Origin of the sequence: Terrabacter sp. Soil810, from assembly GCF_001429645.1 — a bacterium.
Classification (GTDB): domain Bacteria; phylum Actinomycetota; class Actinomycetes; order Actinomycetales; family Dermatophilaceae; genus Terrabacter.
This window is the reverse complement of the sequence record NZ_LMSW01000001.1, coordinates 702,157-724,372: the sequence shown is the minus strand read 5'-3', so window position 1 is coordinate 724,372 and position 22,216 is coordinate 702,157. Positions and strand designations below refer to the sequence as shown.

Here is a 22,216-nt window from a genome sequence, read left to right as displayed (position 1 = left end):
GTTTCGGGGCGGACTCGGGCTGGGGCGCTGAGTGATGAAGCGGGAGACGCGATACGCGAAGAGTGATGGGGTCAGTGTCGCCTACCAGGTTGTTGGTGACGGGCCCCACGACCTGATCCTGGTGCCGGGCTTCGTCTCTCACGTTGAGGTGGCGTGGGAGCAACCGCGGCTGGCCCATTTCCTGAGCCGACTGGCCTCGTTCTCGCGGCTGATCGTGTTCGACAAGCGGGGTTCGGGCATGTCCGACCCCGTTGACAGTCCGCCGTCGATGGACCAGCGGATGGACGACATCCGGGCCGTCATGGATGCCGCCGACTCGCGCCGCGGCACCCTGTTCGGAATATCAGAGGGCGGCACACTCAGCATGCTGTTCGCCTACAAGCACCCGGAGCGGGCGCGGGCACTGGTGCTGTACGGGTCGTGGGCACGTCGCCTTCCCGGTCCCGACTACCCCTACGGCCCCTCGGCTGAGCAGCTCGAGGACACCATCGTCGGGATGGACCGGGCGTGGGCATCCGGCACGTGGTGGGATGGCGGCCGCCCGAGCCCGGCCGATGATACGCAACATCGCGCGTGGTGGGCTCGGTACCTGCGAATGGCGGCGAGCCCGGCCATGGCGCAGAACGCCATCCGGATGAACATGCGGATGGACATACGCGACCTGCTCCCGATGATCGAGCAGCCGACCCTGATCTTGCATCGTGCCGGGGACACGTGGATCGAGGTGGGCCACGCGCGGTACCTCGCGGAGCACCTTCCGAGAGCTCGTTACGTCGAGCTGCCCGGAACCGACCACCGGCCTTGGCTCGGCGACGTCGACGCGATCGCTGACGAGGTCGAGATCTTCGTGACCGGTCGAAAGAGCCGTCCGAGGCGGCGGACCAACCTCGGAGTGGATGCGCTGAGCCGGCGCGAGCGCGAGGTGGCCCTACTCGCGTCGCGAGGCGAGACGGCCAGCGAGATCGCCGGTCAGCTCGGGGTGAGCAAGCGCACCGTGGAGAGTCACCTCGTCAACGTCTACGAAAAGCTCGAGATCGGTTCGAAGACGGAACTGGTCCGCCGGGCCGCCGAGTTCGGAATCTAGCGAAGTCCCGTATCTATACGGAGGTATCTCTCACCGGCCGTGCCTACCTTGATCGACAACCGTTGATTGAGGGAGGTCGAGATGAACGACTCAGCGTCGACGTGGTCCACGCCCCGTGAACTGCTCTCAGTGGCTCTTGCGCCACAGCAGCTCAAGCGGACGGTGTCCGTGATGTTGGTTGTCGGCACCGCGTTCTTCGCGATGAACCAGCTCGGCGTCATCCTGGCCGGGCGTGCGACCGCCCTGGTCTGGGTGAAGGCCGCTTTGACGTACCTGACGCCGTTCTGCGTCTCGAACTTCGGGCTGCTGTCGGCGACCCGCAGGATGGCGACCGTTCGAGTCCAACCATCACTGGTTGAGAGCGACGCGGGCCTCACCCACACCGGGCAACGTGCCATGAGCGGAAAGGAACAAGGACATGGATGAGACGAAGATGGCCGAATTCGTCGAGAAAGCCATCTGCGATGTCGGAGCGCTGCTCGGCGGTTCGATGGTCGTCATCGGCGACCAGCTCGGCCTCTACCGCGCGATGGCCGGGGCAGGTTGGCTCAGCCCGACGGACCTGGCCAGTCGCACCGACACCGCTGAGCGGTACGTGCGCGAGTGGTCGAGTGCACAAGCGGCGCGCGGCTACCTGCTGTATGACGGTGCCGGCCGGTTCCTGCTCCCTGATGAACACGCCATCCCACTCACCGATGAGACCAGCCCAGCCTGCGTCATCGGAGCCTTCGAGATCGCCGTCGGGTCGGTCTACGCCACAGACACGATCGCGGAGCGGTTCCGGACCGGGAAGGGTTTCTCCTGGGGCGAGCACGACGGTCACGTCCTCGGCGGCTGCGAACGGTTCTTCCGGCCCGGCTATCTCAACAACCTGGCCCGTGCCTGGATCCCCGCGCTCGACGGTGTCGAAGCCAAGCTCACCGCCGGCGCGCACGTCGCCGACGTCGGCTGCGGACACGGTGCGTCAACGTTGCTCCTCGCGCAGGAGTACCCAGCGTCGAGCATCGTCGGTTTCGATGCCCACGAAGGTTCGATCGAGGCAGCGCGCAGGCGCGCCTCCGTCGCTGGACTGGCCGATCGGGTTCAATTCGAGGTCGCGACAGCCGCGACGTTCGAAGGGGTCTTCGATCTCGTCTGCTTCTTCGACTGCCTCCACGACATGGGCGACCCGGCCGGTGCGTGTGCCCACGCACGCGAGCGCCTGGGGCCGGACGGGACTCTCATGCTCATCGAGCCTTTCGCCCACGATGACCTCGGCGACAACCTCACCTCGGTAGGCGCCGCCTACTACGGGTTCTCGACATTGCTCTGCACTCCCAGCTCGTTGTCCCAGGACGTGGGTGCAGCGCTGGGCGCGCAGGCCGGGGAGGCCAGACTGCGCGAAGTCGTTGTCGGCGCTGGGTTCTCGACGTTCCGCCGGGTCGCGGAGACGCCGTTCAACCTCGTGCTGGAGGCGAGGGTGTCGTGAAGTTTGCGCACATGATCGAGTTCAGGTCGAGTCGGATCGCCGAGTTCGACCAGTACCTCGATGCCTGGATGCCCAAGACCGAGGGTGATCGGATTCCGCACCGCGCCGTGCTGACTAGGGACCGAGACGCCGAGGACGAATACATGCTGATGGTGGTGTTCGCATCGCACGACCAGGCTATGGAGAACTCCGACCGCCCCGCGACAGGAGAGTTTGCCTCGTTCCTGGCAGCGATATGCGATGAACGGCCAACCTTTCGCAACCTGGATGTGCTGCGCGAAGTAGAGCTGTAGACCTGCCGGCACCGGGCGCTGGTCGCCGACACGGTGGCACCTCGGAGTTCAGTCCTTGCCAAGCGGTCCGGTCCCCGCGGTAGACGCCCGCGACAAGGGACCGCGCTCGACTCGTAATGGCGCGACATACCGCCGCGAAGCGGGCGGGGCTAACTAGTGACCCCACTCCCCACTATGGCGAAGAAGCGCACTCCTGCAACCTCGCGGCCCCATTCTGCGGTCTGCAGGGCCCCCTTGACGTAGCGAGGACGTGACCGTCGCGCCACCGGTGTGGGTCGACGCCCAGAGACACGCACGTCGCCCGGCGGTACGTCGGCGAACTTCGTGCACACGGCCTGCGTAAGAGTTGAGCTCCCCACGTTCGGACGGTGATCACCGCGATCGAGCGCGCGTCATGGGCATCGGGGGCCTTGCGGTTATGCCCGGTGTCGAACAGCCGGACCGGGCCATGAAACGTCCCCTTGTTCGGCTGCTTCCCAACGGCGGTGGTGGCGAGCAGACTTTGTCAGTGAGTAGATCGCACGACGTCAGAGGGCTCGCGGCGGCGATGGGACCGCCGCTGGCCGCAGCGGTTGCCGGCAACGCGTTCATCGGCCGAGACTCGCTGCGCTGGTTTCGCCAGCTGCGCCAACCCCGGCTTCAACTGCCGATGCCAGCATTCGGGCTCGTGGGAGCCACCTACTACGTCCAGATGGGGACGGTCCTCTATCGGGCATACCTGAACAGGGACTCACGGGTACGCCATCTAGCGCTAGTCGTGTTGGCAGGCAACGAACTGTGGAATGTGGCGTTCATCGGCCGACGCAGTCCTCGCAACGGCTTCGCCGGAACCTTGGCCTTCCTCGTTCCGCTTCTGGCCTTGCAGAGGTCCGTCACCTCCGACCGGCCCTCGATGATCGCCCTCACGCCGTACACCCTCTGGGTGGTCGCCTACGACGTTCCGTGGAGCTACCGACTGTGGCGCCTCAACCCGGGCTAGGCACCCGTGGGCGAGCAGAACCGACAGTCGATCGAAACGCGTCCTTGCCGCGATCCGCTCGGTCGCCCTCTGTCCAGCGGCCACATCCTCCCACCGCAAGCCGGCCACACGGCGGGTGGGCTTGCAAGAGTCGCTCCGCGTGGTCCGATCGATCTCGCGAGCACAGCCGACCTACGTCCACCGCCGACTACTGCGTGTGTCGGCTCGTTGACTGAGGTCTCATGTGCAGGTTCGTCGGGACACCGCTGCTGGCAGTGAGCGCACCGACGAGTTTGCAGGACTTGCTCCCTGACGGCGCCCGCAGCGTCCGAACGGCTTGTTGCTTGTGACCATCAGGGAGGCCCACCCGTACCGGGAGGCAACAGCGGCCAGGACCGCAGTTAGCGGGTGCTGGCGCCGCATCCCTCTCCTTTGCAAAGATCGACACGGTGCCGCCGTGTCGGCAGGCGGCTCAAGGCAGAGCATCTAGCGAATCGCCAGATCCTAGGAGAGCACGATGCTTCTCGGCTTACAGCTCATGCCCACCCACCCGAGTGAGCACGGAAACCACGCCGACACCCTTCTCGCGGTGGTTCGTGCCTGCGAGGAAGCCGGCCTCGACTCGGTGTGGATGGCCGACCACTTCATGTTCTCCGACGAGGAGAACCCCGAGCGTGAAGTCCCGATCCTCGAGTGTTTCGCCACGCTGGGCGCGATCGCGGCGGTGACAGATCGGATCCGCATCGGTCAGCTCGTCGTCGGCGTGCCCTACCGCAACCCGGCGCTGCTGGCGAAGACCTGCGCCACGCTGGACGTGATCAGCCACGGCCGCACCATCGTCGGGCTCGGAGCGGCTTGGCACGAGCCGGAATTCAACGCTTACGGCTGGTCGTTCCCACTGGTGAGAGAGCGCATGGAGATGCTTGAGGAGGCGGTGCAAGTCGTCGACCGGATGCTCACCCAGCGTCCCGCCAGCTTCGACGGGAAGCACTACACGGTCTCCGGTGCCTACAACGACCCGCGACCGGTGCAGCATCCGCGACCGCCGATCCTCATCGGAGGCAGCGGGGAGCGGGTCACTCTTCGTCTCGTCGCGACCCGCGCCGACATGTGCAACGTGTCGGGAAGTCCCGGCGAGGTGGAGCGTCTCTTCGGCGTTCTGGCAGGACACTGTCAGGCGGTTGGACGACCCTTTGGCGAGATCACTCGCTGCAACCACGTGTCTATCCTCATCGCGAACGACGAGACCGAGCTTGCCGCGAAGGCGCGGCGCCATCCCGAGTTCGGCGGCATCGCCGGCACCCCGGAGACGGTCGTGGCCAGGTTGCGCGAGTATGCGGCGGTTGGCTCGCAGTACGTGACCTTCACCCTGGCGGACTCCGATGACGTCGAGGCGGTCCGACTCATCGGCGAGACGGTCGTGCCAGCGCTGGCGGACATGTGAACGTGCGGACACTCGCCTCACAACTGGCAGTCAGGGCCTCGCCCAAACTGCGCGGCCGCGAGGATCCCCGGCCGCGGCCACTACCCAGTCCGGGCGAGAACAACGCCCGCACTGTCCGATCCGCTCGTTCTGTCCATGGGCATCCGCGTCCTTCCACTGCCAATGAGCTATCCCGTTCGAGGTGGACCGTCCCACGCGCTCTCACCGACCGACCGAACGCGCTGCAACGGCGGCGATGTAGAGATCGAGAACTAACCAGGGCGAATGGCAGTGCCACGACGCCCCCGGGATAGCAGCCGATCAACGGCGCTGTCACGGGGGCGTACTGGTCACTTGGTGATGAGCACCGAGCCGCTCAGCGCGGGCAGGGTCAGGGTCAGCTTGCCCTTGACCGGCTGCACGGCACGGCCCGTCATGGCGTCGGTGTACGGCTTGTCGCCGTAGCCGGTGGGCAGCTCGACGGTGACCTCGCGCGGCGAGCGCCCTCGACGACGCCCTTCAACGTCTTCCTGGGCTGCAAATCCCGTTGATACGGGTTCGAGGTCAGGTACTCCACGTCCGGGTGGTTCCCGCAACGCAGCTACTGCAAACGCATCCCGTTGTTGATCCAGTCGAACTTGTCGACCTGGGTGAGGGGCAGGTCAGCAGGCATGCCCTTCTCTTCTCTCGGCTGGCCCTGCCGGTCTGACGGCGACATGCAGGGGGACGAACGGGTCGAACCGGCAGCTCGTTGGACGGCCCGATCCTCTTGTTGTCGCGGGCCGGACCGGGCAGCCCCCCAGATCGCGACGGTCTGGGGGGCTACCAGCGTGAGGCGGTTGGGACTCTCGGCGAATCAGAGAGCGACCTTCACGCCATCGGAGAACATCGAGTCGTGAAGCTCAAGCTGGGTGAGCTTTGCACCCTTCGGGACGTCGAAGTAGACCTTGCCCTTGACGGAGTTGCCGGGGTTGATCTCCTCAAACAGCACCTGCGAACTGTCGTCGTAGATCGAGGCCGTGCTGTCAGCGGAGAACTTCCGGTCCTTGGCGTCGAAGGCCAACTGGTTGTCCGCGAACATGGACTGCGGCTCGTCCCCAATGTTCTCGATGTGGAGTTGCACAGCGCAGAACTGGCCCTGTGCCTTGGTGTTCAGGTACTCATTGCCGACCGTGGAGATCCCACACTTGACGCTCTTGACGGTGAACTCGAACTTGCCGTCGCGGACCGGCGTGCCGATCTGCGAGGCGGCCTTCGGCTTCGCCACGGGCTTGGGAGCGGCGGGCTTGGGAGCGGCGGGCTTGGGAGCGGCGGCCTTGGGAGCGGCGGCCTTGCCAGCAGCCGGGGGCGCGGCCTTCTCGGTGACGGTGACGGAGGTCGTGGTTGGGGTCGTGCCCCCGCCAGCGGCCGAGGTGATCGCGTTGCACGCGCCCATGAGGACCAGCGCGCCAACCACGCCGATGGTGATCTTCGCGCCCTTGCCCATGCCCTTCTTCTTCTCCAAGGCGGGCGGGATGATGGGCTGCGGCGCTGGCAGCGGCACCCATTGGCCGTCCTGGGTGAGGAGGTGGCCGTTGGCGACGTCGCCGGGTTTGTACTCGGCGTTGCTGCTCACGATGGGCTGCTTTCTGTTCTCTGGGTCGGTGAGCCGGGCGGCTCGAGCACGCCCTGCAGCCCGAGCCGGCCCTGGTGGGGCGCGGTTCGGAGCGTGTCCCCATCGACCGGGAACTGGTCCAGCGTGCACACCTACTTGGTGTTGATGACCAGTCTATCAGGTCTTTATGGGGTTTCTATTCAGCCCCTGTGTGTCCCCTATTACAGACGCATGCTAGATAAGCCTCATGCCTCGCCCGTCTGGGGACCCATTGGAGGTCCACACTGCGCCGGTTCCCGCGCAGTCAACCTTCATCCCCTGACGCGAAGATCGTCGTGGGGGCGGTCGTACCGGCCTCCCCTGATCCGATCCCGATGGTGCTTCTGCCGGGCTTCGACTACCGGCTGCGTGAGTGGCGGCACCCGGAGACGCACGAGACGCACTGGCTCGAGCGGAGAAAGTCCGCCCTGCAGGGTGACGCCGACGACTAGCCGCCGCCGGGCGTCCCAACATCGCACGGCCCCGGTCGGCGCCCGGCCACGTTGGCCGGCATCTGCACCGGCGTCGCCTGATGCTTGACGGTGTTGGCCGTGATCGGCGACGGCCGGCAGGTATCCGAGGTCGCCGCGGCGTGGGGTGTCTCGAGACAGACGCTGCGCGCGTGGCTGGTCCGGTACGAACATGACGGGCTCGAGGATCTGGCAGATCGGTCCCATCGTCCGGGTCGATGTCCGCACTAGGGTCGAGCGTCGCAGTCTCCCGAGGGGATTGGCGCCACAGTTGAGTCGCGGGTCGTTCCTCGCGCTGCCTCCGGCCACCTGCCCTGGAGCGGTTCAGGGGTGGTCAGGCGTCCATGACCGCCGGCGACCAGCACCAGCCAGCCGACTCCCGGGCGGTCGCGACGTTGGCGACGGTGTGTCGTTTGCGCCGCTCGGTGACCACTACCCAGCGGTGGTGCTGCAGCCGGTTGTCCTGATCGCCGCGGGCCCGGGCGGCCGGGGTCGCCAGCTCCCACCGGTCACGCATCGCTTCCCCGCGACGACCGAGCCGATCGTGTTGCCGCTGAGCAGGCGCCGGTCGCTCCAGCCCCACGGCTCAGATGTCTGCGCGACCACAAGCCCTGGGCGCACCATGTGCGGACCATCTGCGGCGGGTTCACGACGCTTGACCGGGACACCCTCGGCCACGCACGCAGCTATAGGCCGCCTGTCCCCGGGCCTCTCGGACGTGCGTGCGGCTCGGGCCGGGCGGGGTCTGGACGCATCCAGGTTCGGTGGGGACTGTTACTCGTCGTCGCCCTGCTGGGCGGACTTTCTCCGCTCGAACAGCCAGTGGACCTCGTGGGTCTCCGGGTGCCGCCACTCGCGGAGCCGGTACTCGAAACCTGGAAGGAGTACCAGCGGGATCGGCTCCGGCGACGCCGGGGCGACCGCTCCGACGACGATCTTCGCGTCGATGGGGATGAACGGGGACTGCGCCGGAATGGGTGCAGTCACGATCTCTACCGGGTCTCCATAGGGGCGCGCCATGGGACGCAACGTAGCACGGGTGTTGCTATGCCGCCGAGTAGCACTCGCATAACACACCCATAGATCCCTGATAGAGTACTTCCAACGAGGCGACTTCGGATCCGTTACCCGCCCTGACAGGAACGCGGGGTCGGGTTCGAGGTCCCACAAGAGGAGCTCGCAGCTCTCTCTTGGCCTCAGCAACCGATCAGCCGCCCGGCTCACGCCGTGAGAGAGAACAACATGTCCAACGCCAGCCGCCACGAAGACCCGCTGATGCCGACCGAGGAAGTCTCCATCGGGAAGGTGTACCACCTGGGTGGCCAATGGCGAGCCGCCATCCGGATCGACGACGCCCTCGTGCTCGTCGCCAGGTCCAGAGGTGAGGGTTTCTACATCGCTGACGACCGTCGCCTGGCCTCGTCATTCAGACCGGACCTGACCATCGCCGCGCAGATCGGTGACGCCCGTCGTCGTCGTCCTCGACGACTCACGATGGGTCACTGACTCCGCCTGGACATCCGGCGTCCGTCGGCGAACGCCGCGACGTCCACGACGGGCCCGCTGTGCGGCCTTCACCCGGGACCAGTGGCTCGTCACCTTGGTCCTCGGCAGCGTCGTCGGGTCCATCGCTTGGCTTCGAGGGGTTCGGCCCCCGCGCCACGGTCGCGCCCCACCGCGCGCCTCACCGCGCGCCCCACCGCGCGCCTCACCGCGCCTCACCGCGCCTGATCGCCCCCCCACCGGGTCACAACCGCTCACCAAGCCACCTGCGACTACCGGAACGCGTCGTTGACCGGTGGCTGCACACTGCCCTGCACGAAAGGCTCGTCACGCGACACTCCCTGCTCCTAGAGTCACTGCCATGGCGGGGCATGGGCGGCTGGGCTGCTCCCGACGATGACGACAGGCGTGGGGGCGGTGGGGACCTCGGGCCCTGCTCCCCTGCCCGCCGCCGGCCCGTTCGACCCACCGGCTCGGGACGAAGCGGTCATATCCCCTGCCCGCCGGATCGCCCGTCTCGCCGCGATCGCCGTCGCCTACTACCTCGGTGCCCGGTTGGGCCTGCGCCTCTCGCTCGTGGGCAACGACGTCACGCCGCTCTGGCCGCCGACCGGTGTCGCCGTCGCGGCACTGATCGTCTTCGGACGGTCCTACTGGCCGGCCGTGGCGGTCGCGGCACTCGCGGTGAACCTGCCGATCAGCGCCAACCCGTTGGCGGCGGTCGTGACGGCCGTCGGCAACACGCTGGCGCCCGTCGTCGCCGTGACCCTGCTCCGGCGCGTCGGGTTCCGTCGCGAGCTCGACCGGCAGCGCGACGCGATCGCGATCGTCTTCCTCGGTGCCCTCGCGAGCATGCTCGTCAGCGCGACGATCGGCGCGGTCACGCTCGTCGCCTCGGGCTCCATCACGACAGCGGAGCTCCCGGCGGCATGGGCGGTCTGGTGGACCGGTGACGCGATGGGCGTCCTCGCCGTCGCGCCGTTCCTGCTGTGCCTGCCCCTCTTCTGGGAGCAGCGCCGCTGGCCGTTGCGGCGGTGGGTCGAGGCCGTGACGATCATCGTCGTGGCGACGCTCGTCGTCGCGAGCGTCGCGACCACCGGCCCGCACATCATCTTCCTCACCCTGCCGGTCCTCGGCTGGGCCGCGTGGCGCCTCCAGCTCCGGGGCGCGGCCCCGGCGGCCCTCATCGCCTCGCTCGTCGCGACGTGGGCGGCCGCCGAGCAGGTCGGGCCCTTCGAGGGCAGGACGCTGCTCGAGCAGATGGTGACGCTCCAGGCCTTCAACGCGTGCGTCGCCCTCACCTCCTTCTTCCTCTCCGCGCTCGTCAGCGAGCGCATGCAGACCGCCGCCGCCCTCTCGGCAGCCGCCTCCGAGCTCGAGCGTCGCGTCGAGCAGCGCACCGCCCAGCTCTCCGCGGCCAACACCCGTCTCGTCCAGGAGATCCAGGAGCGCTCCGAGGCCCAGGAGCAGCTGAGCCACGAGGAGGCCCGGGCGCAGCGGGAGCACCAGATCGCCGAGACCCTCCAGCGCAGCCTGCTGCCCGACCGCCTCCCCGACGTGCCGGGCGTCGCGCTCGCCGCGCGCTACGTGCCCGCGACGGCCGACGTGCAGGTCGGCGGCGACTGGTACGACGTCGTCCAGCTCCCCGACGGCCTCATCGGGCTCGCCATCGGCGACGTCGCGGGACACGGACTCACGGCTGCCGCGACGATGGTCCAGGTGCGGATGGCCCTGCGCGCGTACGCCCTCCAGGACCCGTCGCCGCCCGCCGTCATGCGCGGCGTCCACCAGCTCGTCGCCCAGCTCCCGGTCCCCGAGATGGTCACGCTGATCTACCTCGTCTACGACCCGGCCACGCGCCGCCTGCGCTGGACGAACGCCGGCCACCCGCCTGCGCTCACGTTCACCGACGGCCATGGCGCCTACCTCGAGGGCGCGCTCTCCCCTCCGGTCGGCGTCACCGTCGACGGCTCGTTCACCGAGGCCAGCCAGGTCCTGGCCCCGGGCGCGACGCTCCTGCTCTACACCGACGGCCTCGTCGAGCGACGCGGCGTGTCGCTGACCGCCGGGCTCGACCGCCTCGACCGCGAGGCCTCCGCCGCACCCGTCGACGACATCGAGGCCCTCTGCGACCGGCTCCTCGACACCTTCCTCGACGAGGACCACATCGAGGACGACGTCGCGATCCTCGTCATGCGGCCCGCGATCTCCGTCGACGGCGAGCTCGACGTGCGCCTGCCCGCGGAGGCCCGCAACCTCGTGCAGGTCCGCAGCGCCCTGCGCCGCTGGCTCAAGGAGTCCGCCGTCTCGGACCACGACGTCAACGAGGTCCTCGTCGCCTGCGGCGAGGCCTGTGCCAACGTCGTCCAGCACGCCTACAGCGGTCAGACCTCGTCCGGCGAGCTCGTCGTCGAGGCCCGGCTCGACGACGACCGGCTCGAGGTCCGCGTCCGCGACCACGGCCACTGGCGTCCCGCCGCGGACCGTGGGGGTGGGTGGGGGCTGCAGCTCATGGACGCCCTCATGGACGACGTCGACGTCGAGCACACCACCGGCGGCACCGACGTCCGCCTCCGCCGTCGCGTCCAGATGGGAGGCGAGGGATGAGCGACCTCGCCCGCGTCGACACGCGCCGCACCGGCACCACCCAGCTCGTCCGCATCAGCGGTGAGCTCGACCTCTCCAACGCCCGCGAGCTCACGGACGCCCTGGGCCACGCCGTCCCGACCGGCGTCACGCACGTCGTCGTCGACCTCAGCGCCACCACCTACCTCGACAGCGCCGCCATCGCCGCGTTCTTCCGCCTCTCCCAGCGTCTGCGCGACCGCCGCCAGGACCTGCGCCTCGTCGTCCCCGACGGCTCACCCATCCGCGCCGTGATCGAGCTGACCCGGTTGAGCCAGGTAATCCCCGTCGACGAGAGCGCCCCCGAGCCGAGCGACCCGATGGCGTATGCCGCCCTCCCGCACGACGGCGTGCCCGCCTCGACCGAGCCCCCACCGATCGCAGACGCGGCGGAGCCCGACGCGGACGGGACGGACACCGCGGACGGTCACCGCAACGGATAGCTCCCGGACCCGGGCAGGGGCGAGCCCGAGCGGTCGGTGAAGAGCGCCACGAGCGTCCCGGTCCGACCAGGCTCCTCCCGGGTGACCTCGACGACGAGCTCACCCGCGCGCAGCCGGCCGTCGAACTGCGACGTGGGCCGGCTCACGTGCTCGACGACCTTGGCGCCGTGCTCGTCGCGCACCGACGTGATGAGCCACCCGGCCGGTGCCTCGAGGTGGGCGAGGTACCCACGGTCGCTCGGCCGGAACGTCAGGGTCGTCACCGTGCCCTTCGGGGCAGGAGGCGGGGCGACCGGCGCCGACGGGCCGGTCGAGCTCGTCGCCGGTCGGCTCGACGTCGGGCCCGCGGTCGAGGTGGGGCTCGTCGCGCGGAAGCTCGACGTCGTCCGGATCTGCCGGTCGGCGCTCCCCGCACGCCCGCCCGACGACTGGAAGCGGGAGACGCCCTCCGCCGTCGCGACGCCGATGACGGGTCGAGGCCCGGACGACGTGGGCACCGAGGAGGCGGACGTCTCGGCCGGGTAGGACGACTCGGTGCCGTCCACGGCTCCCCTCGAGGAGTCGCGGCCCACTGGGGCGTCCGCCGAGACGCGCCCCGTCGGGTCGAGCTGGAGCAGGAAGAGGGCTGCCGCAACGACGAGCGCAGCCGCGACGACCACCGCGGCCGCCGAGCGACCCGACACCGAGAGCACCCGACCGGCCACACCGCCCGCACCGCCGCCGGGACCGGCACCGCCCACATCGGCTGCGAACCATTCACGGTCGTCGACGCCGTCCATGATCGAGGCCACTCCCACCGCGACCGGGACCGTGGCCCCCGCGCCCGTAGCCGCTGCTCCGGCGCCTGGACCGCCCGCGGCCGTGGCACCCGCGACCGCGCCACCCGCAGCCCCCACGGCACCGGCAGCGCCCACTCCGGAGGCCGCGGCGAAGGCGCCGGGCAGCAGCACCGGCGCGACGCGCAGCCGGATCGCCGCGTCGACGTCGACGACATCGAGCACGGCCGCGCGGCACCGGGCGCACCGGTCGAGGTGGTCGTCGACGCGCTCGCGGGCCCTGACGGGCAGGGAGTCGCGCACGTAGCCACCGAGCTGGCGGCGCACCTCGCGGCAGTCCGGCTCACCCGCGTTCGCGACGAGCTCTGACAGGAACGTCTGGCGCAGCCGCTCACGCGCGCGCTTGCTCCGGCTCGCCACGCCGTTGGGGGTCGTGCCCAGGCCGGGAGCGATCTGGTGCGGCTTCTCCTCGTGCACGACCAGACGCCAGAGCAGCGACCGGGACTCGTCGGGCAGCGAGCGCCAGGCGGCCCACACGGCGTCGCGCTCCTCCGCGTCGACGGCCTCGTCCTCCGCCGAGGCGGCGGTGCGGGTGTCGATGGTCGTCTCGTCGTCGGTGAGCACGACCCGGTTCGTGTAGCGCCGCGCGACGTCGATGTTGGCCCGGCGCAGCGTGCTCAGCAGGTAGGGCCGGAAGGCCGTGTCGGGGCCGCCGCCACCGCGGAGGGCGTCGAGGGTGCGGGTGAAGCTCTCGCTGACGAGGTCGTCGACGTCGCTCGGTGCGGCCACCCGCGCGGCAAGCCGTCGGGCCGCCGGTTCGTGACGCGACCAGAGCTCGGAGTAGGCGGTGTCGTCGCCCGCGCGCACGCGGTCGACGAGCGCCGCGTCGCTCTCGACTCCGTCGACGCGTCCGCCCTCGCCGGTCCCCGCCAGGGGCTCGCCCGTCACCCCGTCGTGCTCGCCGTGCGCCCGCTCCACGCTCTTTCGTCCCCCACCCGTACGCCGACCGCTCGTCGGCTGCCTCGACCGTCACTCCATCGGGTGCGTGACCGGGCGCCGGGTCCCGTCCCCGACCCGTCGGCACGTCAGCAACGCACCTCACGCATCCTCCCCCCAGGAGACGTGCGAGGTCCCGAATCATGGCGCGACATGCCCACGGATGTACAGGGTGGGAACCGGAGTGGGTGATTTGCGTGCGTTTGCGACACACTCGGCGCGCCGCGGCGTCTTCCTTGGTGATGCGCCGCGCCGGTCATCTCGGCCGAACGTTCGAGCCAGCAGTGGGGGCCATGGCGGGAGCGCATCACGGACGGCCGCGACGTGGCCGCCTTCCACCGCGTGGTGGGTGCTCCCGAGGAGGGGACGGGAGCACCCACCAGAGCCCGGACCCCTTGTCCACGAGCCTGATCCGGCCCGGCCCCGCGTGCGACGATGGAGGTTCCACGACCCGCTTCCCGGGAGCAGCACATGACGGCCACCCACCCGAGCCACGGCTTCCTGACCGAGCCGACCGCGACGCCGGACGTCGAGGCCTACTTCGCGAGCGACGTCGCCGACCACGGCTACGTCATGAACCTCAGCCGCGTCTGGGCCCAGTCCCCCGCCGCCCACGACACGCTGTTCCGCCTGCTCGCCGACATGGTCTCCGTCGCCGGTCTGACCTTCCGTCAGCGCGGCATCCTCATCTCCGCGACCGCCTCGACCATCGGCGACTCGTACTGCGCCCTCGCGTGGGGCGGCCGCCTCGCCACCGCGGCCGGGCAGGAGGTCGCCGGGGCCGTGCTCCGCGGCGACGACGACGGGCTCGACGCCGCCGACGCGGCCCTCGCGGCGTGGGCCCGGACCGTCGCAGGCAACCCCAACGCCACCACGCCGGCCGACCTCGAGCCGTTGCGGGCGGCCGGCTTCGACGACCGCCAGATCTTCGCGGTCACCGTCTTCGTCGCGCTGCGCCGTGCCTTCTCGACGGTAAACGACGCCCTCGGCCCGCTCCCCGACCAGCAGCTGCGCGCCGAGGCGCCACCGGCCGTCGACGAGGCGGTGACCTTCGGCCGTCCGGCCGCTGACCACCCCTCCTGACCGGGGGCGTATGCCGTCCGGCCGCCTCCGCGAGTCCCCCGGACCCGTCAGACGGTCTGGGTAGCGACCCCGCGCATGAGTGCGAGGTAGTCCTCGACCGGGTGGGCACCGGTCACGGCGGCATAGCCGTTGGCGACGACGAAGGGCGTCGACGTGACGCCCATGGAGCGCGCCTGCTGCTCGTCGGCACGCACCTGCTCGGCGTACTCGTCCGACGCGAGAACGGCCGACACGCGGCGCTCGTCGAGGCCGCACTCGGCGGCGAGCCGCTGCAGCACCTCGTGGTCGTCGATGGCGAGGCCCTCGCCGAAGTGGGCCGAGTGGAAGCGCTCGACCGCCGCGGAGCGTAGCGCGGGGCCACCCATCTCGCCGGCGAGGGCGCAGAGCCGGTGGGCGTCGAAGGTGTTGGCGCGCACGGCACGGTCCCAGTCGAAGACGAGGTCATCGGCCTCGGCCACCTCGCTCGCCCTGGCGTTCATCAGCCGGCCGGCACCGGCGTCGCCGCCGTGCCGCACCGACAGGTGCTCGCTGACGGGCACCGCGCCACCCACCGGAACGTCCGGGTCGAGCTCGAAGGAGCGCAGTCGCACCGTGACGTCGTGCGGGCGCTCGAAGGCTGCCACGGCGGCCTCGACCCGCCGCTTGGCGACCCAGGAGTAGGGGCAGACCAGGTCGCTCCAGAGGTCGAGCTCGATGAGGGTCGTGGACTCGGCGGCAGGCTGATCGGTCATCGACTCAGTCAACCACGGACGCCGTCGAGGCCGGAAAAGCGTTGCGCCCCCACCGGATCCGGTGGGGGCGCAACGTGAGGCGCGAGAGGTGACCGCTCAGATGCGGCCGTACATCGACGGCTGGGTCCAGATCGAGTGGTTGCCGATCACGGTGCCGGGACGCTGGGCGTCGATCATGCGGCCTGGGCTGACGTAGATGCCCACGTGGTAGATCGGCGAGCCGAAGAAGACGAGATCGCCGGGGCGCGGGTTGCTGACCGGCGTCGAGGCCGCGGCCTGGGCCGAGGCGGTGCGCGGGATCGAGATGCCAGCCTGGCGGTAGACGTAGGACGTGAAGCCCGAGCAGTCGAAGCCGGAGGGCGTCGTGCCGCCGTAGACGTAGGGCACGCCGAAGAACGACTGGGCGATGCCGACGATGCCGGTGGCGCTGGGGTTGGGCGCGACGTTGAGGGCAGCGCGCGTGGTCGAGCCGGAGCGCGACGCGCGCTCCTGTGCGGCCTCCCGCTCGGCGGCAGCCTTCGCGGCGGCCTTCTTCTCGGCACGCTCCGCCTTGACCTTGACGTCCTCGATGACGACGGGCTTGACCGTGGCCTGCTTGAGGGCGGGCTTGGCGTAGCCGATCGCCGACAGGGCGTTGCCGGCCTTGAGGGTGCCGACGGCCGGGCCGACGGCCGCAGGGCCGGCGGCGGCGCTGCTCGTACCGTCAGCGGCGTTCGCCGTGCCGGCGAACGAGGCGACGAGACCACCGGAGGCCGCGACGATGGCGGCACCCTTCACGGCGGGCTGGGCCGACTCCTTGGCGATCGTCTTGAGCTCCGAGATCGCGTTGAAGCGACCGGGGGCGCGGTGGCGCCCGGGAACGTTCTGAGCCACGTTTGACCTCTCGACGCCTACGAGGTGAGCTGTCGGGTTCGGGCTGGAGGTACTGCCCGGCCTTCGCTCGGACCAGGTTCGGTCCACGGAGGGCTTCACCCCGAGGGCGTCTCTCGACGCCCGGAGAAAGTGGTTCCCCCGCTCCTGCCGTGCGGTTCGTACTGAGCCTCAGGTCGATGGCAGGACTAGGCGGTCCGACCCGGGGCACTCACTCGACGGGGAGAGCAAGTTCGCCCACCGTACCCAAGTCCATGGGCCTTGTCACCTTCGAGTTCCCGGAAGTCAAAGAAATTTCAGCGACGCCAGGAAGGGCTCGGACGAGGTGTGGCAAGGCATGCCAAAACGACCCCGCAGACCGGGGCAAACCCTGCCGGACACGGCGTGTTCAGGCCGCCTGGCAGAAGACGTGGACGGCGACGTCGTCGGGCAGGGACACGCCGGTGGACGGCTCGCTGCCCTCGCGGACGGCCAGGACCCGGCCACCGTCACGGACGACCTCGACACGCGCCCCGGGCACGACACCGGCGCTCGTCAGCAGCGCGAGCGCCTCGGGGTCGACCTGCACGGGCTCGCCGATGCGGCGGATCGTCACCACGGCCGGGGCGTCGCCGACGGCGGCGGTCAGCGTGCTGAGGCCCGTCAGGAAGTCCTCGTCCTGACGCACCCCGAGCTCCTCGAGACCGGGGATCGGGTTGCCGTAGGGCGACTCGAGGCCCTCGCCGATGAGCCCGAGGATCTTGCGCTCCACCTTCTCGGACATGACGTGCTCCCACCGGCACGCCTCGTCGTGGGCGTACTCCCACTCGAGGCCGATGACGTCGACGAGGAGCCGCTCGGCGAGGCGGTGCTTGCGCATGACCCGGGTCGCGAGCAGCCGGCCGTGGTCGGACAGCTCGAGGTGCCGGTCGCCCGAGACGGCGACGAGACCGTCACGCTCCATGCGGGCGACGGTCTGCGACACGGTGGGGCCCGAGTGGCCGAGACGCTCGGCGATGCGCGCGCGGAGGGGAACGATGCCCTCCTCCTCGAGCTCGAAGATGGTGCGCAGGTACATCTCGGTGGTGTCGATCAGGTCCGTCACGGTCATACCTTCTCAGAGTCGGAGAGCGGTCAGGGACCGCTCGTGGCCGGTCCTGTCGCGGGCCCGGTCGTGGGGCCGGTCCTCGGGCCCCGGGTCGGGTCGTGCCGCGGCACCCAGATGCGCAGCCAGCCCGCCCCGACGACGGCCCCCACGCCGAGCACGACGGCGGAGGCGCCGAGCGACATGATGGCGCTCAGCCCTGACAACGCCAGAGGGCCCGCCGCCCTTCCCACGTCCGCGCAGAGGCGCCAGCCGCCGAGGAACTGCGCCCGTCCGTCCGAGGGCGACGCGTCGGCTCCCAGGGTCATGATGAGCCCCGCGCCGAGACCGTTGCCGAGGCCGAGCACCGCGGCCGCGGCCGTCACCGCGACGAGGCTCGTCGCGAGCGGCAGCAGCATCATCCCGAGGCCGAGCACGAGCATGCTCGGCACGGCTGCCGCGACTCGGCCGTGGCGGTCCATGAGCCAGCCCGACGGGTAGAAGAGCGCCATGTCGAGCGCGCCGGCGACGCCGAAGACGAGTGACGTCTGCGCCGGGGTGAAGCCGACCGACTCGGCCCACAGCGGGACGAGGGCCTCGCGGATGGCACGCGCACCAGCCACGCACATCGCCCCGGTGCCGAGCGTCAGGAGCACGTGCCGGTGCTGGAGGAGCACCGAGGCCACGCTGCGGGGCGGGCCGCCGCCGGCTACCCGGTGCGCCGACCCGGTGATGTCCGGGGCGAGGAGGACGAGGACGAACGCGGCGAGGCTCGCGACCGCGCCGACGGCATACGCCGCCTCCGTGCCCCACCGCACGATGACGAGCGAACCGATGAAGGGCCCGACGAAGTAGCCGATCCGGTGCACGCCGCCGAGCGTCGACAGCGCCCGCGCACGCATCGCCACCGGCACGGCCTCCGTGAGGTAGGCCTGCCGGGCCAGGCCGAAGAGGGAGCCGGCGAGGCCGATGACGAGCACGCCGGCGAAGAGCATGACGAGACCGCCCGCGAGCGCCGCCACGAGCATGCCGACTGCCTCGATGACGGCGGCGACGAGCAGCGCCCGCCGCTCACCGATGCGCGCCGCGAGCGCACCCGACGGCAGGTCGCCGAGCAGCTGGCCGACGCCCAGCATCGCGACGAGGAGCGCGGCCACCCCGACCGAGGCGCCGAGCTCGCGCGCCGAGACGGCGATGATCGGCGACACGGCGCCGGCCCCCGTCGAACCGAGAAGCGTCGGCCCGTATGCCGACAGGGCGATGGCGCGCAGGCTGCCCCGGCGCCCCTGCGCACCGTCCCCCCGAATCTCGGTCACGCCACAGGACCCTAACGATCGGGTTACTCGGGTGGCCGGGCCGACCAGCCGACGAAAGCATTGGGGCGTGGCCAGGACTCAGAGGACGAGCAGACCGAGGGCGGTGGAGGCGGCGTTGGCGGCGATGACCGCGAGTGCCAGCGTCACCGCGTCCTCGCGACCCCTCACGCGCCACCACCAGCAGAGCAGCGCCGTCTCCACGACGGCGACGACGACCTCCGCCCCCGCGAGCTGCCACGGCGACCCGAAGCCGGTCGACACGGCATACAGCACGGGGTGTGTCACGACGTTGACGCCGACCGCGCCGACGAGCGCGCGGCCCCAACCGGCCCAGCCCGCGGCCCGTGCGAACGCGACGAGCACCGGCACTTCGACGGCGAACGTCAGCACGAGGGCCTGTAGGGCCGGGAGGCTCACCTCGTGACCGCCGAGACCCGGCCGGGTGGCTCGGTGTCCGACACGCCCGCCCCGTCCGTGGCCGTGCATCGCTCCGGCACCATCACGCTCCTCGTGCTGACAGCCGTCGGCCTCTCGCTCGCGATCGCGCTCGGGGCGCCCATCGCGACCGCCGTCATCGGCCTCATCCTCTTCGGCATCCTGCACAACCTCCTCGAGATCCGCTACGTCATGGGCCGCTTCTCGGGTCTCCTCGGCCGGCCGTTCCTCGAGCTGCTCCTCGCGCTCATCAGCGGCATCGTGGTCTGCCGGCTCCTCGCGGGAGTCATCGGGCGACCCGCACAGCTCGCCGAGATCGTCCTCGGCTACGCCATCCTCGCGGCCGCCGCCCGCCACGGGTTGGACGGCCGGCGACGCGTCGCGGCGTGGGCCGTCATCGGAGCCGCGGCGGCCGTCTCGCTGAGCTTCCCGACGTACTACTTCGTCGTCCTGACCCACCTCCACAACGTCGTGCCCCTCTTCTTCCTCTGGGAGTGGTCGCGTCGCATCACCTCCCGCCGCGGACGCCGGGCGTTCCGCGCCGTCCAGCTGCTGTGGGTCGTCGCGATCCCGGCCGTGATCCTGCTCGGGCTGCTCGACGGGTCGCTGAGCGCCGACCCCGGGATCGTGCGCAGCGTCGTCGGTGACGGGCAGACGGTCCTGGCGGCGAGCTCCCCACCGAGCGCCTCGGCGACGGTGCTCGGGATGCGCTTCCTCACCGTCTTCGCGTTCATGCAGACGATGCACTACGTCGTGTGGGTCGCCCTGCTGCCCCGCGTCGCGCCGGACGCGTCGGCGGCCTTCGAGGCGCGCGTGCCGTGGGTGACCGGACCCCGGCTGTGGGCCGCGGGCTTCGTGGCGGCCGCGCTCTTCGCCGTCCTCTTCGGCCTCGACTTCGCCCAGGGCAAGGCGTTGTATGCCGCCCTGGCGAGCTACCACGCCTACCTCGAGCTCCCGGTGCTGCTGGCCCTGCTCGTCGGGGCGCGGAGCCTGTCCGCGCCGGCCGGCAGTGCCGGTCCGCGTCGCGACAGCGCCGGCTCCGGGACGCCGCCGACCCCGCCCACGCCGCTGCCGCCGGCCGGCGGCGGGTCGCGTGGCGCCGACCTGCGGCCCGAGGCGACCGCCGCGGTCGCCCCGGAGCCCGAGGTGGGTCCGTGACACCGGGCGTGCTCATGGCCGCACCGGCCGACGCCGCTGCGCCGCCCGAGAACGCCTGGGGTCCGATGCTCGTCGTCGCGCTCGTCGTCCTGGCGATCGTGGCGGTGATCGTCGCCCTCGGCCGCATCACGCGACGGCGATCGTCCGGGAAGGTCCGTGGCAGCGCGAGGGACGAGGTCGCGGGCGAGGTCGCGGACGAGGGCGCCGACACCGGGCCGGCGGACGAGACGACGAGCGACCCGCTGCCCACCGAGCCGGCTCCGGACGGGCCGCAGGACCCCGACAAGCCGTCGGTGTAAAAGGTCTTGCCGCCGCTCGGGGCCCGACGTACGGTCGTGACATCGAAACCGAAGGGAGGTGATCCGAGAAGTGATTTCTTCCGGAGCGTGTGAGGTGGCCACGCGATAGCCGCGTCCCCATCCACACCCAGGGATGAAGCAGGGCAGTCCGACACGTCGGGCTGCCCTGTTCCGTGTCCCTCACCGGACGGGTCCACCCAGCAGTCGAACGCAGCTTTCGGGGCGGTGGGCCGGCCGGGAGAGGGTCAGGGCTGGAGGCGCAGTCGCGTCCACGAGTCGGGGTCGGCGAGGTCGCCGTCACCCGTGCGGCGGAAGACGATCCGGTCGTGCAGGCGGTTGCGCCGCCCCGCCCAGAACTCGACCTCGTCGCACACGATGCGCCACCCGCCCCAGAAGTCCGGCACCGGCACGTCGTGGTCGCTGCCCGTGTCGGGGAAGCGCTCCAGCACCTCCTGCCATCTGCGCTCGAGCTCGGCCCGGTCGGCCGCCGGGCGCGACTGGTCGGACGCCCAGGCCGACAGGCGCGAGCCGTAGGGCCGGGAGTCGAAGTAGGCCTCGACCTCGTCGCGGCCGACGAGCTCGGCGGTGCCGCGGAAGCGGATCGCCCGGTAGATGGCCGGCCACGTGAGGGCGGCCGCGACGCGAGGGTTGCTCCGGAGGTGCTCGCTCTTGGCCGAGCCGAGGTTGGTGACGAAGCCCGGACCCCGCTCGTCGAAGAAGCGCATGAGGACGGTGCGCACGTCGGGGGTGCCCGTCGCATCGACGGTGGCCACCGAGATGGCGGTCGGCTCGGGCACGTCGTCGCGGTCGTCGGCTGCGGTGAGAGCGGCATCGACCCAGGCCTTGGCCTGCAGGTAGGGCGACGCGGCCACGTCGGACTCGACGAGGCCTTCGCCGGAGTAGTCGACGCGAGGCACTGCGGCGAGGCCCTCCCGGGCCGGCTGGCGGGGTGAGCTGTCCATGACCCCCACACTAGGGTTGACCCGAGAAGGTCCGCGCGGACGTCAGGCCACGGCGCGCGCGGGCCCGGCGACAGCCCCGGCCGCCCGGGGCGCTGTGAGGAGTCACCAACGATGGCAGGCAAGGGCAAGCTCGTCACCCAGACCGTCAAGCTCGGCATCAAGTACGGCCCCCAGATCTGGGTGGCCACGCAGGCTCTGCGCGAGCCCGCCAAGGAGGCGGCCAACAAGGCGATCTCGAGCGAACGCGCCCGGCGCCAGGCGATGGCGCACGCCAAGTCGCTCGCCGACGGCAGCATCCTCAAGGTCTACAAGGGCGACGCCGCCCACTGGGTCGTCTTCAGCGGCGACGAGGCGGTCGGCGTGCACCCCGAGACCGACATGCTGCTCCCGGCCCTCGTCGAGCGCGCCGACCTGACGAAGCGGATCCGCCCCGACGACAAGGTCAAGGCCACCGACCGCGCCAAGGACGCCGCCACCGCGGCCCTGCGCCGGGCCAAGCCCAACCAGATCAACTGACCACCGCGCCCTACGTCACTGCTGCACCCCACGCAGCAGTGACGTAGCCGTCAGACCCCCACCGCCCGCCGGGTGACCAGGCCCACTCGCTACGTCACTGTTGCACCCCAT

At 70.6% G+C, this 22,216-nt stretch carries 24 protein-coding genes and 1 riboswitch; of the genes, 13 read left to right on the top strand and 11 right to left on the bottom strand.

All coding sequences use genetic code 11. The annotated features are described in order from the left end of the window. Window positions 1–34 precede the first annotated feature (34 nt). From ASG96_RS03260 to ASG96_RS03235, 6 genes are all read left to right on the top strand, one after another. On the top strand, window positions 35–1,084 hold the full coding sequence (locus tag ASG96_RS03260; RefSeq protein WP_157610609.1) for an alpha/beta fold hydrolase: 1,050 nt from the start codon (window positions 35–37) through the stop codon (window positions 1,082–1,084). 81 nt (window positions 1,085–1,165) lie between these two features. Continuing rightward, window positions 1,166–1,510, top strand: a complete 345-nt coding sequence (nrtS, locus tag ASG96_RS03255) for a nitrate/nitrite transporter NrtS (protein ID WP_157610608.1) — start codon at window positions 1,166–1,168, stop codon at window positions 1,508–1,510. Further along, the gene (locus ASG96_RS03250; RefSeq protein WP_056759718.1) at window positions 1,503–2,552 is read left to right on the top strand and encodes a trans-aconitate 2-methyltransferase; all 1,050 of its coding nucleotides are present in this window, start codon (window positions 1,503–1,505) and stop codon (window positions 2,550–2,552) included. The genes nrtS and ASG96_RS03250 overlap by 8 nt, the downstream gene beginning before the upstream one ends. Before the next feature lie 11 nt (window positions 2,553–2,563). Next, window positions 2,564–2,845 (top strand): hypothetical protein, encoded by a 282-nt coding sequence (locus tag ASG96_RS03245; RefSeq protein ID WP_200962642.1) that lies wholly within the window; start codon window positions 2,564–2,566, stop codon window positions 2,843–2,845. Between the two features lie 394 nt (window positions 2,846–3,239). Further along, window positions 3,240–3,824, top strand: coding sequence for a TspO/MBR family protein (locus tag ASG96_RS22470; protein WP_082591580.1), 585 nt, complete (start codon window positions 3,240–3,242; stop codon window positions 3,822–3,824). Window positions 3,825–4,320: 496 nt separating this feature from the next. After that, on the top strand, window positions 4,321–5,247 hold the full coding sequence (locus tag ASG96_RS03235; RefSeq protein ID WP_057586549.1) for a TIGR03560 family F420-dependent LLM class oxidoreductase: 927 nt from the start codon (window positions 4,321–4,323) through the stop codon (window positions 5,245–5,247). Window positions 5,248–5,576: 329 nt separating this feature from the next. Here the strand turns inward: ASG96_RS03235 and ASG96_RS23070 are convergent, their stop codons facing one another. Together ASG96_RS23070 and ASG96_RS03230 are read right to left on the bottom strand one after the other, a co-directional pair. Continuing rightward, complete coding sequence (locus ASG96_RS23070; RefSeq protein WP_157610607.1) at window positions 5,577–5,822, bottom strand: hypothetical protein; 246 nt, start codon at window positions 5,820–5,822, stop codon at window positions 5,577–5,579. A 260-nt stretch (window positions 5,823–6,082) separates the two neighbouring features. Continuing rightward, window positions 6,083–6,841, bottom strand: a complete 759-nt coding sequence (locus tag ASG96_RS03230) for a DUF4352 domain-containing protein (RefSeq protein ID WP_057586547.1) — start codon at window positions 6,839–6,841, stop codon at window positions 6,083–6,085. Window positions 6,842–7,401: 560 nt separating this feature from the next. On the opposite strand from ASG96_RS03230, the gene ASG96_RS22465 reads away from it, so the two are divergent. Continuing rightward, the gene (locus ASG96_RS22465; RefSeq protein ID WP_369793631.1) at window positions 7,402–7,560 is read left to right on the top strand and encodes a helix-turn-helix domain-containing protein; all 159 of its coding nucleotides are present in this window, start codon (window positions 7,402–7,404) and stop codon (window positions 7,558–7,560) included. A 103-nt stretch (window positions 7,561–7,663) separates the two neighbouring features. On the opposite strand, the gene ASG96_RS03225 is transcribed toward ASG96_RS22465, so the two are convergent. Together ASG96_RS03225 and ASG96_RS03220 are read right to left on the bottom strand one after the other, a co-directional pair. Continuing rightward, window positions 7,664–7,846, bottom strand: coding sequence for a hypothetical protein (locus tag ASG96_RS03225; protein WP_056759737.1), 183 nt, complete (start codon window positions 7,844–7,846; stop codon window positions 7,664–7,666). A gap of 257 nt (window positions 7,847–8,103) precedes the next feature. Beyond that, on the bottom strand, window positions 8,104–8,349 hold the full coding sequence (locus ASG96_RS03220) for a hypothetical protein (RefSeq protein ID WP_056759738.1): 246 nt from the start codon (window positions 8,347–8,349) through the stop codon (window positions 8,104–8,106). A gap of 879 nt (window positions 8,350–9,228) precedes the next feature. Here ASG96_RS03220 and ASG96_RS03210 point away from each other — a divergent pair. Beyond that, window positions 9,229–11,439 (top strand): MASE1 domain-containing protein, encoded by a 2,211-nt coding sequence (locus ASG96_RS03210; RefSeq protein ID WP_235506785.1) that lies wholly within the window; start codon window positions 9,229–9,231, stop codon window positions 11,437–11,439. Next, a complete protein-coding gene (locus tag ASG96_RS03205) occupies window positions 11,436–11,900 on the top strand; it encodes an STAS domain-containing protein (RefSeq protein ID WP_057586545.1) in 465 nt (154 codons plus the stop codon). Before ASG96_RS03210 ends, ASG96_RS03205 begins: the two co-directional genes overlap by 4 nt. Here ASG96_RS03205 and ASG96_RS03200 read toward each other — a convergent pair. Then, entirely contained in the window at window positions 11,885–13,654 is a 1,770-nt protein-coding gene (locus ASG96_RS03200) for a sigma-70 family RNA polymerase sigma factor (RefSeq protein ID WP_057586543.1), read from the bottom strand. The two genes, ASG96_RS03205 and ASG96_RS03200, sit on opposite strands and share 16 nt — an antisense overlap. Before the next feature lie 489 nt (window positions 13,655–14,143). Here ASG96_RS03200 and ASG96_RS03195 point away from each other — a divergent pair, with 489 nt between their 5' ends. Then, entirely contained in the window at window positions 14,144–14,755 is a 612-nt protein-coding gene (locus ASG96_RS03195; RefSeq protein WP_056759744.1) for a hypothetical protein, read from the top strand. Between the two features lie 47 nt (window positions 14,756–14,802). Here the strand turns inward: ASG96_RS03195 and ASG96_RS03190 are convergent, their stop codons facing one another. The 5 genes from ASG96_RS03190 to ASG96_RS03170 all read right to left on the bottom strand — a co-directional run bounded on the left by ASG96_RS03190 (window position 14,803) and on the right by ASG96_RS03170 (window position 19,152). Further along, on the bottom strand, window positions 14,803–15,486 hold the full coding sequence (locus ASG96_RS03190) for a DsbA family protein (RefSeq protein ID WP_056759746.1): 684 nt from the start codon (window positions 15,484–15,486) through the stop codon (window positions 14,803–14,805). A gap of 96 nt (window positions 15,487–15,582) precedes the next feature. Continuing rightward, the gene (locus ASG96_RS03185; protein WP_056759748.1) at window positions 15,583–16,359 is read right to left on the bottom strand and encodes a C40 family peptidase; all 777 of its coding nucleotides are present in this window, start codon (window positions 16,357–16,359) and stop codon (window positions 15,583–15,585) included. 2 nt (window positions 16,360–16,361) lie between these two features. After that, window positions 16,362–16,537, bottom strand: a riboswitch (cyclic di-AMP (ydaO/yuaA leader). A gap of 207 nt (window positions 16,538–16,744) precedes the next feature. After that, window positions 16,745–17,440, bottom strand: a complete 696-nt coding sequence (locus ASG96_RS03180; protein WP_056760267.1) for a metal-dependent transcriptional regulator — start codon at window positions 17,438–17,440, stop codon at window positions 16,745–16,747. 29 nt (window positions 17,441–17,469) lie between these two features. After that, a complete protein-coding gene (locus ASG96_RS03175; RefSeq protein ID WP_056759750.1) occupies window positions 17,470–18,735 on the bottom strand; it encodes an MFS transporter in 1,266 nt (421 codons plus the stop codon). A gap of 78 nt (window positions 18,736–18,813) precedes the next feature. Beyond that, on the bottom strand, window positions 18,814–19,152 hold the full coding sequence (locus tag ASG96_RS03170; protein WP_057586541.1) for a hypothetical protein: 339 nt from the start codon (window positions 19,150–19,152) through the stop codon (window positions 18,814–18,816). 3 nt (window positions 19,153–19,155) lie between these two features. Here ASG96_RS03170 and ASG96_RS03165 point away from each other — a divergent pair, with 3 nt between their 5' ends. Further along, a complete protein-coding gene (locus ASG96_RS03165; protein WP_057586539.1) occupies window positions 19,156–20,328 on the top strand; it encodes a hypothetical protein in 1,173 nt (390 codons plus the stop codon). Continuing rightward, the gene (locus tag ASG96_RS03160; RefSeq protein ID WP_057586536.1) at window positions 20,325–20,627 is read left to right on the top strand and encodes a hypothetical protein; all 303 of its coding nucleotides are present in this window, start codon (window positions 20,325–20,327) and stop codon (window positions 20,625–20,627) included. The genes ASG96_RS03165 and ASG96_RS03160 overlap by 4 nt, the downstream gene beginning before the upstream one ends. 245 nt (window positions 20,628–20,872) lie before the next feature. Here ASG96_RS03160 and pdxH read toward each other — a convergent pair whose 3' ends face one another. Next, complete coding sequence (gene pdxH, locus ASG96_RS03155) at window positions 20,873–21,589, bottom strand: pyridoxamine 5'-phosphate oxidase (RefSeq protein WP_057586535.1); 717 nt, start codon at window positions 21,587–21,589, stop codon at window positions 20,873–20,875. A gap of 111 nt (window positions 21,590–21,700) precedes the next feature. Between pdxH and ASG96_RS03150 the strand changes: the two genes are divergently transcribed. Continuing rightward, window positions 21,701–22,105 (top strand): hypothetical protein, encoded by a 405-nt coding sequence (locus tag ASG96_RS03150; RefSeq protein WP_056759759.1) that lies wholly within the window; start codon window positions 21,701–21,703, stop codon window positions 22,103–22,105. The last annotated feature ends 111 nt before the right edge of the window (window positions 22,106–22,216 follow it).

What these genes read in the sequence shown, in the direction of transcription:
- ASG96_RS22470 (WP_082591580.1), top strand. Translation starts at nt 3,240, where the DNA reads ATGGGCATCGGGGGCCTTGCGGTTATGCCCGGTGTCGAACAGCCGGAC.
- ASG96_RS03245 (WP_200962642.1), top strand. Translation starts at nt 2,564, where the DNA reads ATGATCGAGTTCAGGTCGAGTCGGATCGCCGAGTTCGACCAGTACCTC.
- ASG96_RS03220 (WP_056759738.1), bottom strand. Translation starts at nt 8,349, where the DNA reads ATGGCGCGCCCCTATGGAGACCCGGTAGAGATCGTGACTGCACCCATT.
- ASG96_RS03250 (WP_056759718.1), top strand. Translation starts at nt 1,503, where the DNA reads ATGGATGAGACGAAGATGGCCGAATTCGTCGAGAAAGCCATCTGCGAT.
- ASG96_RS03195 (WP_056759744.1), top strand. Translation starts at nt 14,144, where the DNA reads ATGACGGCCACCCACCCGAGCCACGGCTTCCTGACCGAGCCGACCGCG.
- ASG96_RS03260 (WP_157610609.1), top strand. Translation starts at nt 35, where the DNA reads ATGAAGCGGGAGACGCGATACGCGAAGAGTGATGGGGTCAGTGTCGCC.
- ASG96_RS03190 (WP_056759746.1), bottom strand. Translation starts at nt 15,486, where the DNA reads ATGACCGATCAGCCTGCCGCCGAGTCCACGACCCTCATCGAGCTCGAC.
- nrtS (WP_157610608.1), top strand. Translation starts at nt 1,166, where the DNA reads ATGAACGACTCAGCGTCGACGTGGTCCACGCCCCGTGAACTGCTCTCA.
- pdxH (WP_057586535.1), bottom strand. Translation starts at nt 21,589, where the DNA reads ATGGACAGCTCACCCCGCCAGCCGGCCCGGGAGGGCCTCGCCGCAGTG.
- ASG96_RS03150 (WP_056759759.1), top strand. Translation starts at nt 21,701, where the DNA reads ATGGCAGGCAAGGGCAAGCTCGTCACCCAGACCGTCAAGCTCGGCATC.
- ASG96_RS03235 (WP_057586549.1), top strand. Translation starts at nt 4,321, where the DNA reads ATGCTTCTCGGCTTACAGCTCATGCCCACCCACCCGAGTGAGCACGGA.
- ASG96_RS03210 (WP_235506785.1), top strand. Translation starts at nt 9,229, where the DNA reads ATGACGACAGGCGTGGGGGCGGTGGGGACCTCGGGCCCTGCTCCCCTG.
- ASG96_RS03205 (WP_057586545.1), top strand. Translation starts at nt 11,436, where the DNA reads ATGAGCGACCTCGCCCGCGTCGACACGCGCCGCACCGGCACCACCCAG.
- ASG96_RS03225 (WP_056759737.1), bottom strand. Translation starts at nt 7,846, where the DNA reads ATGCGTGACCGGTGGGAGCTGGCGACCCCGGCCGCCCGGGCCCGCGGC.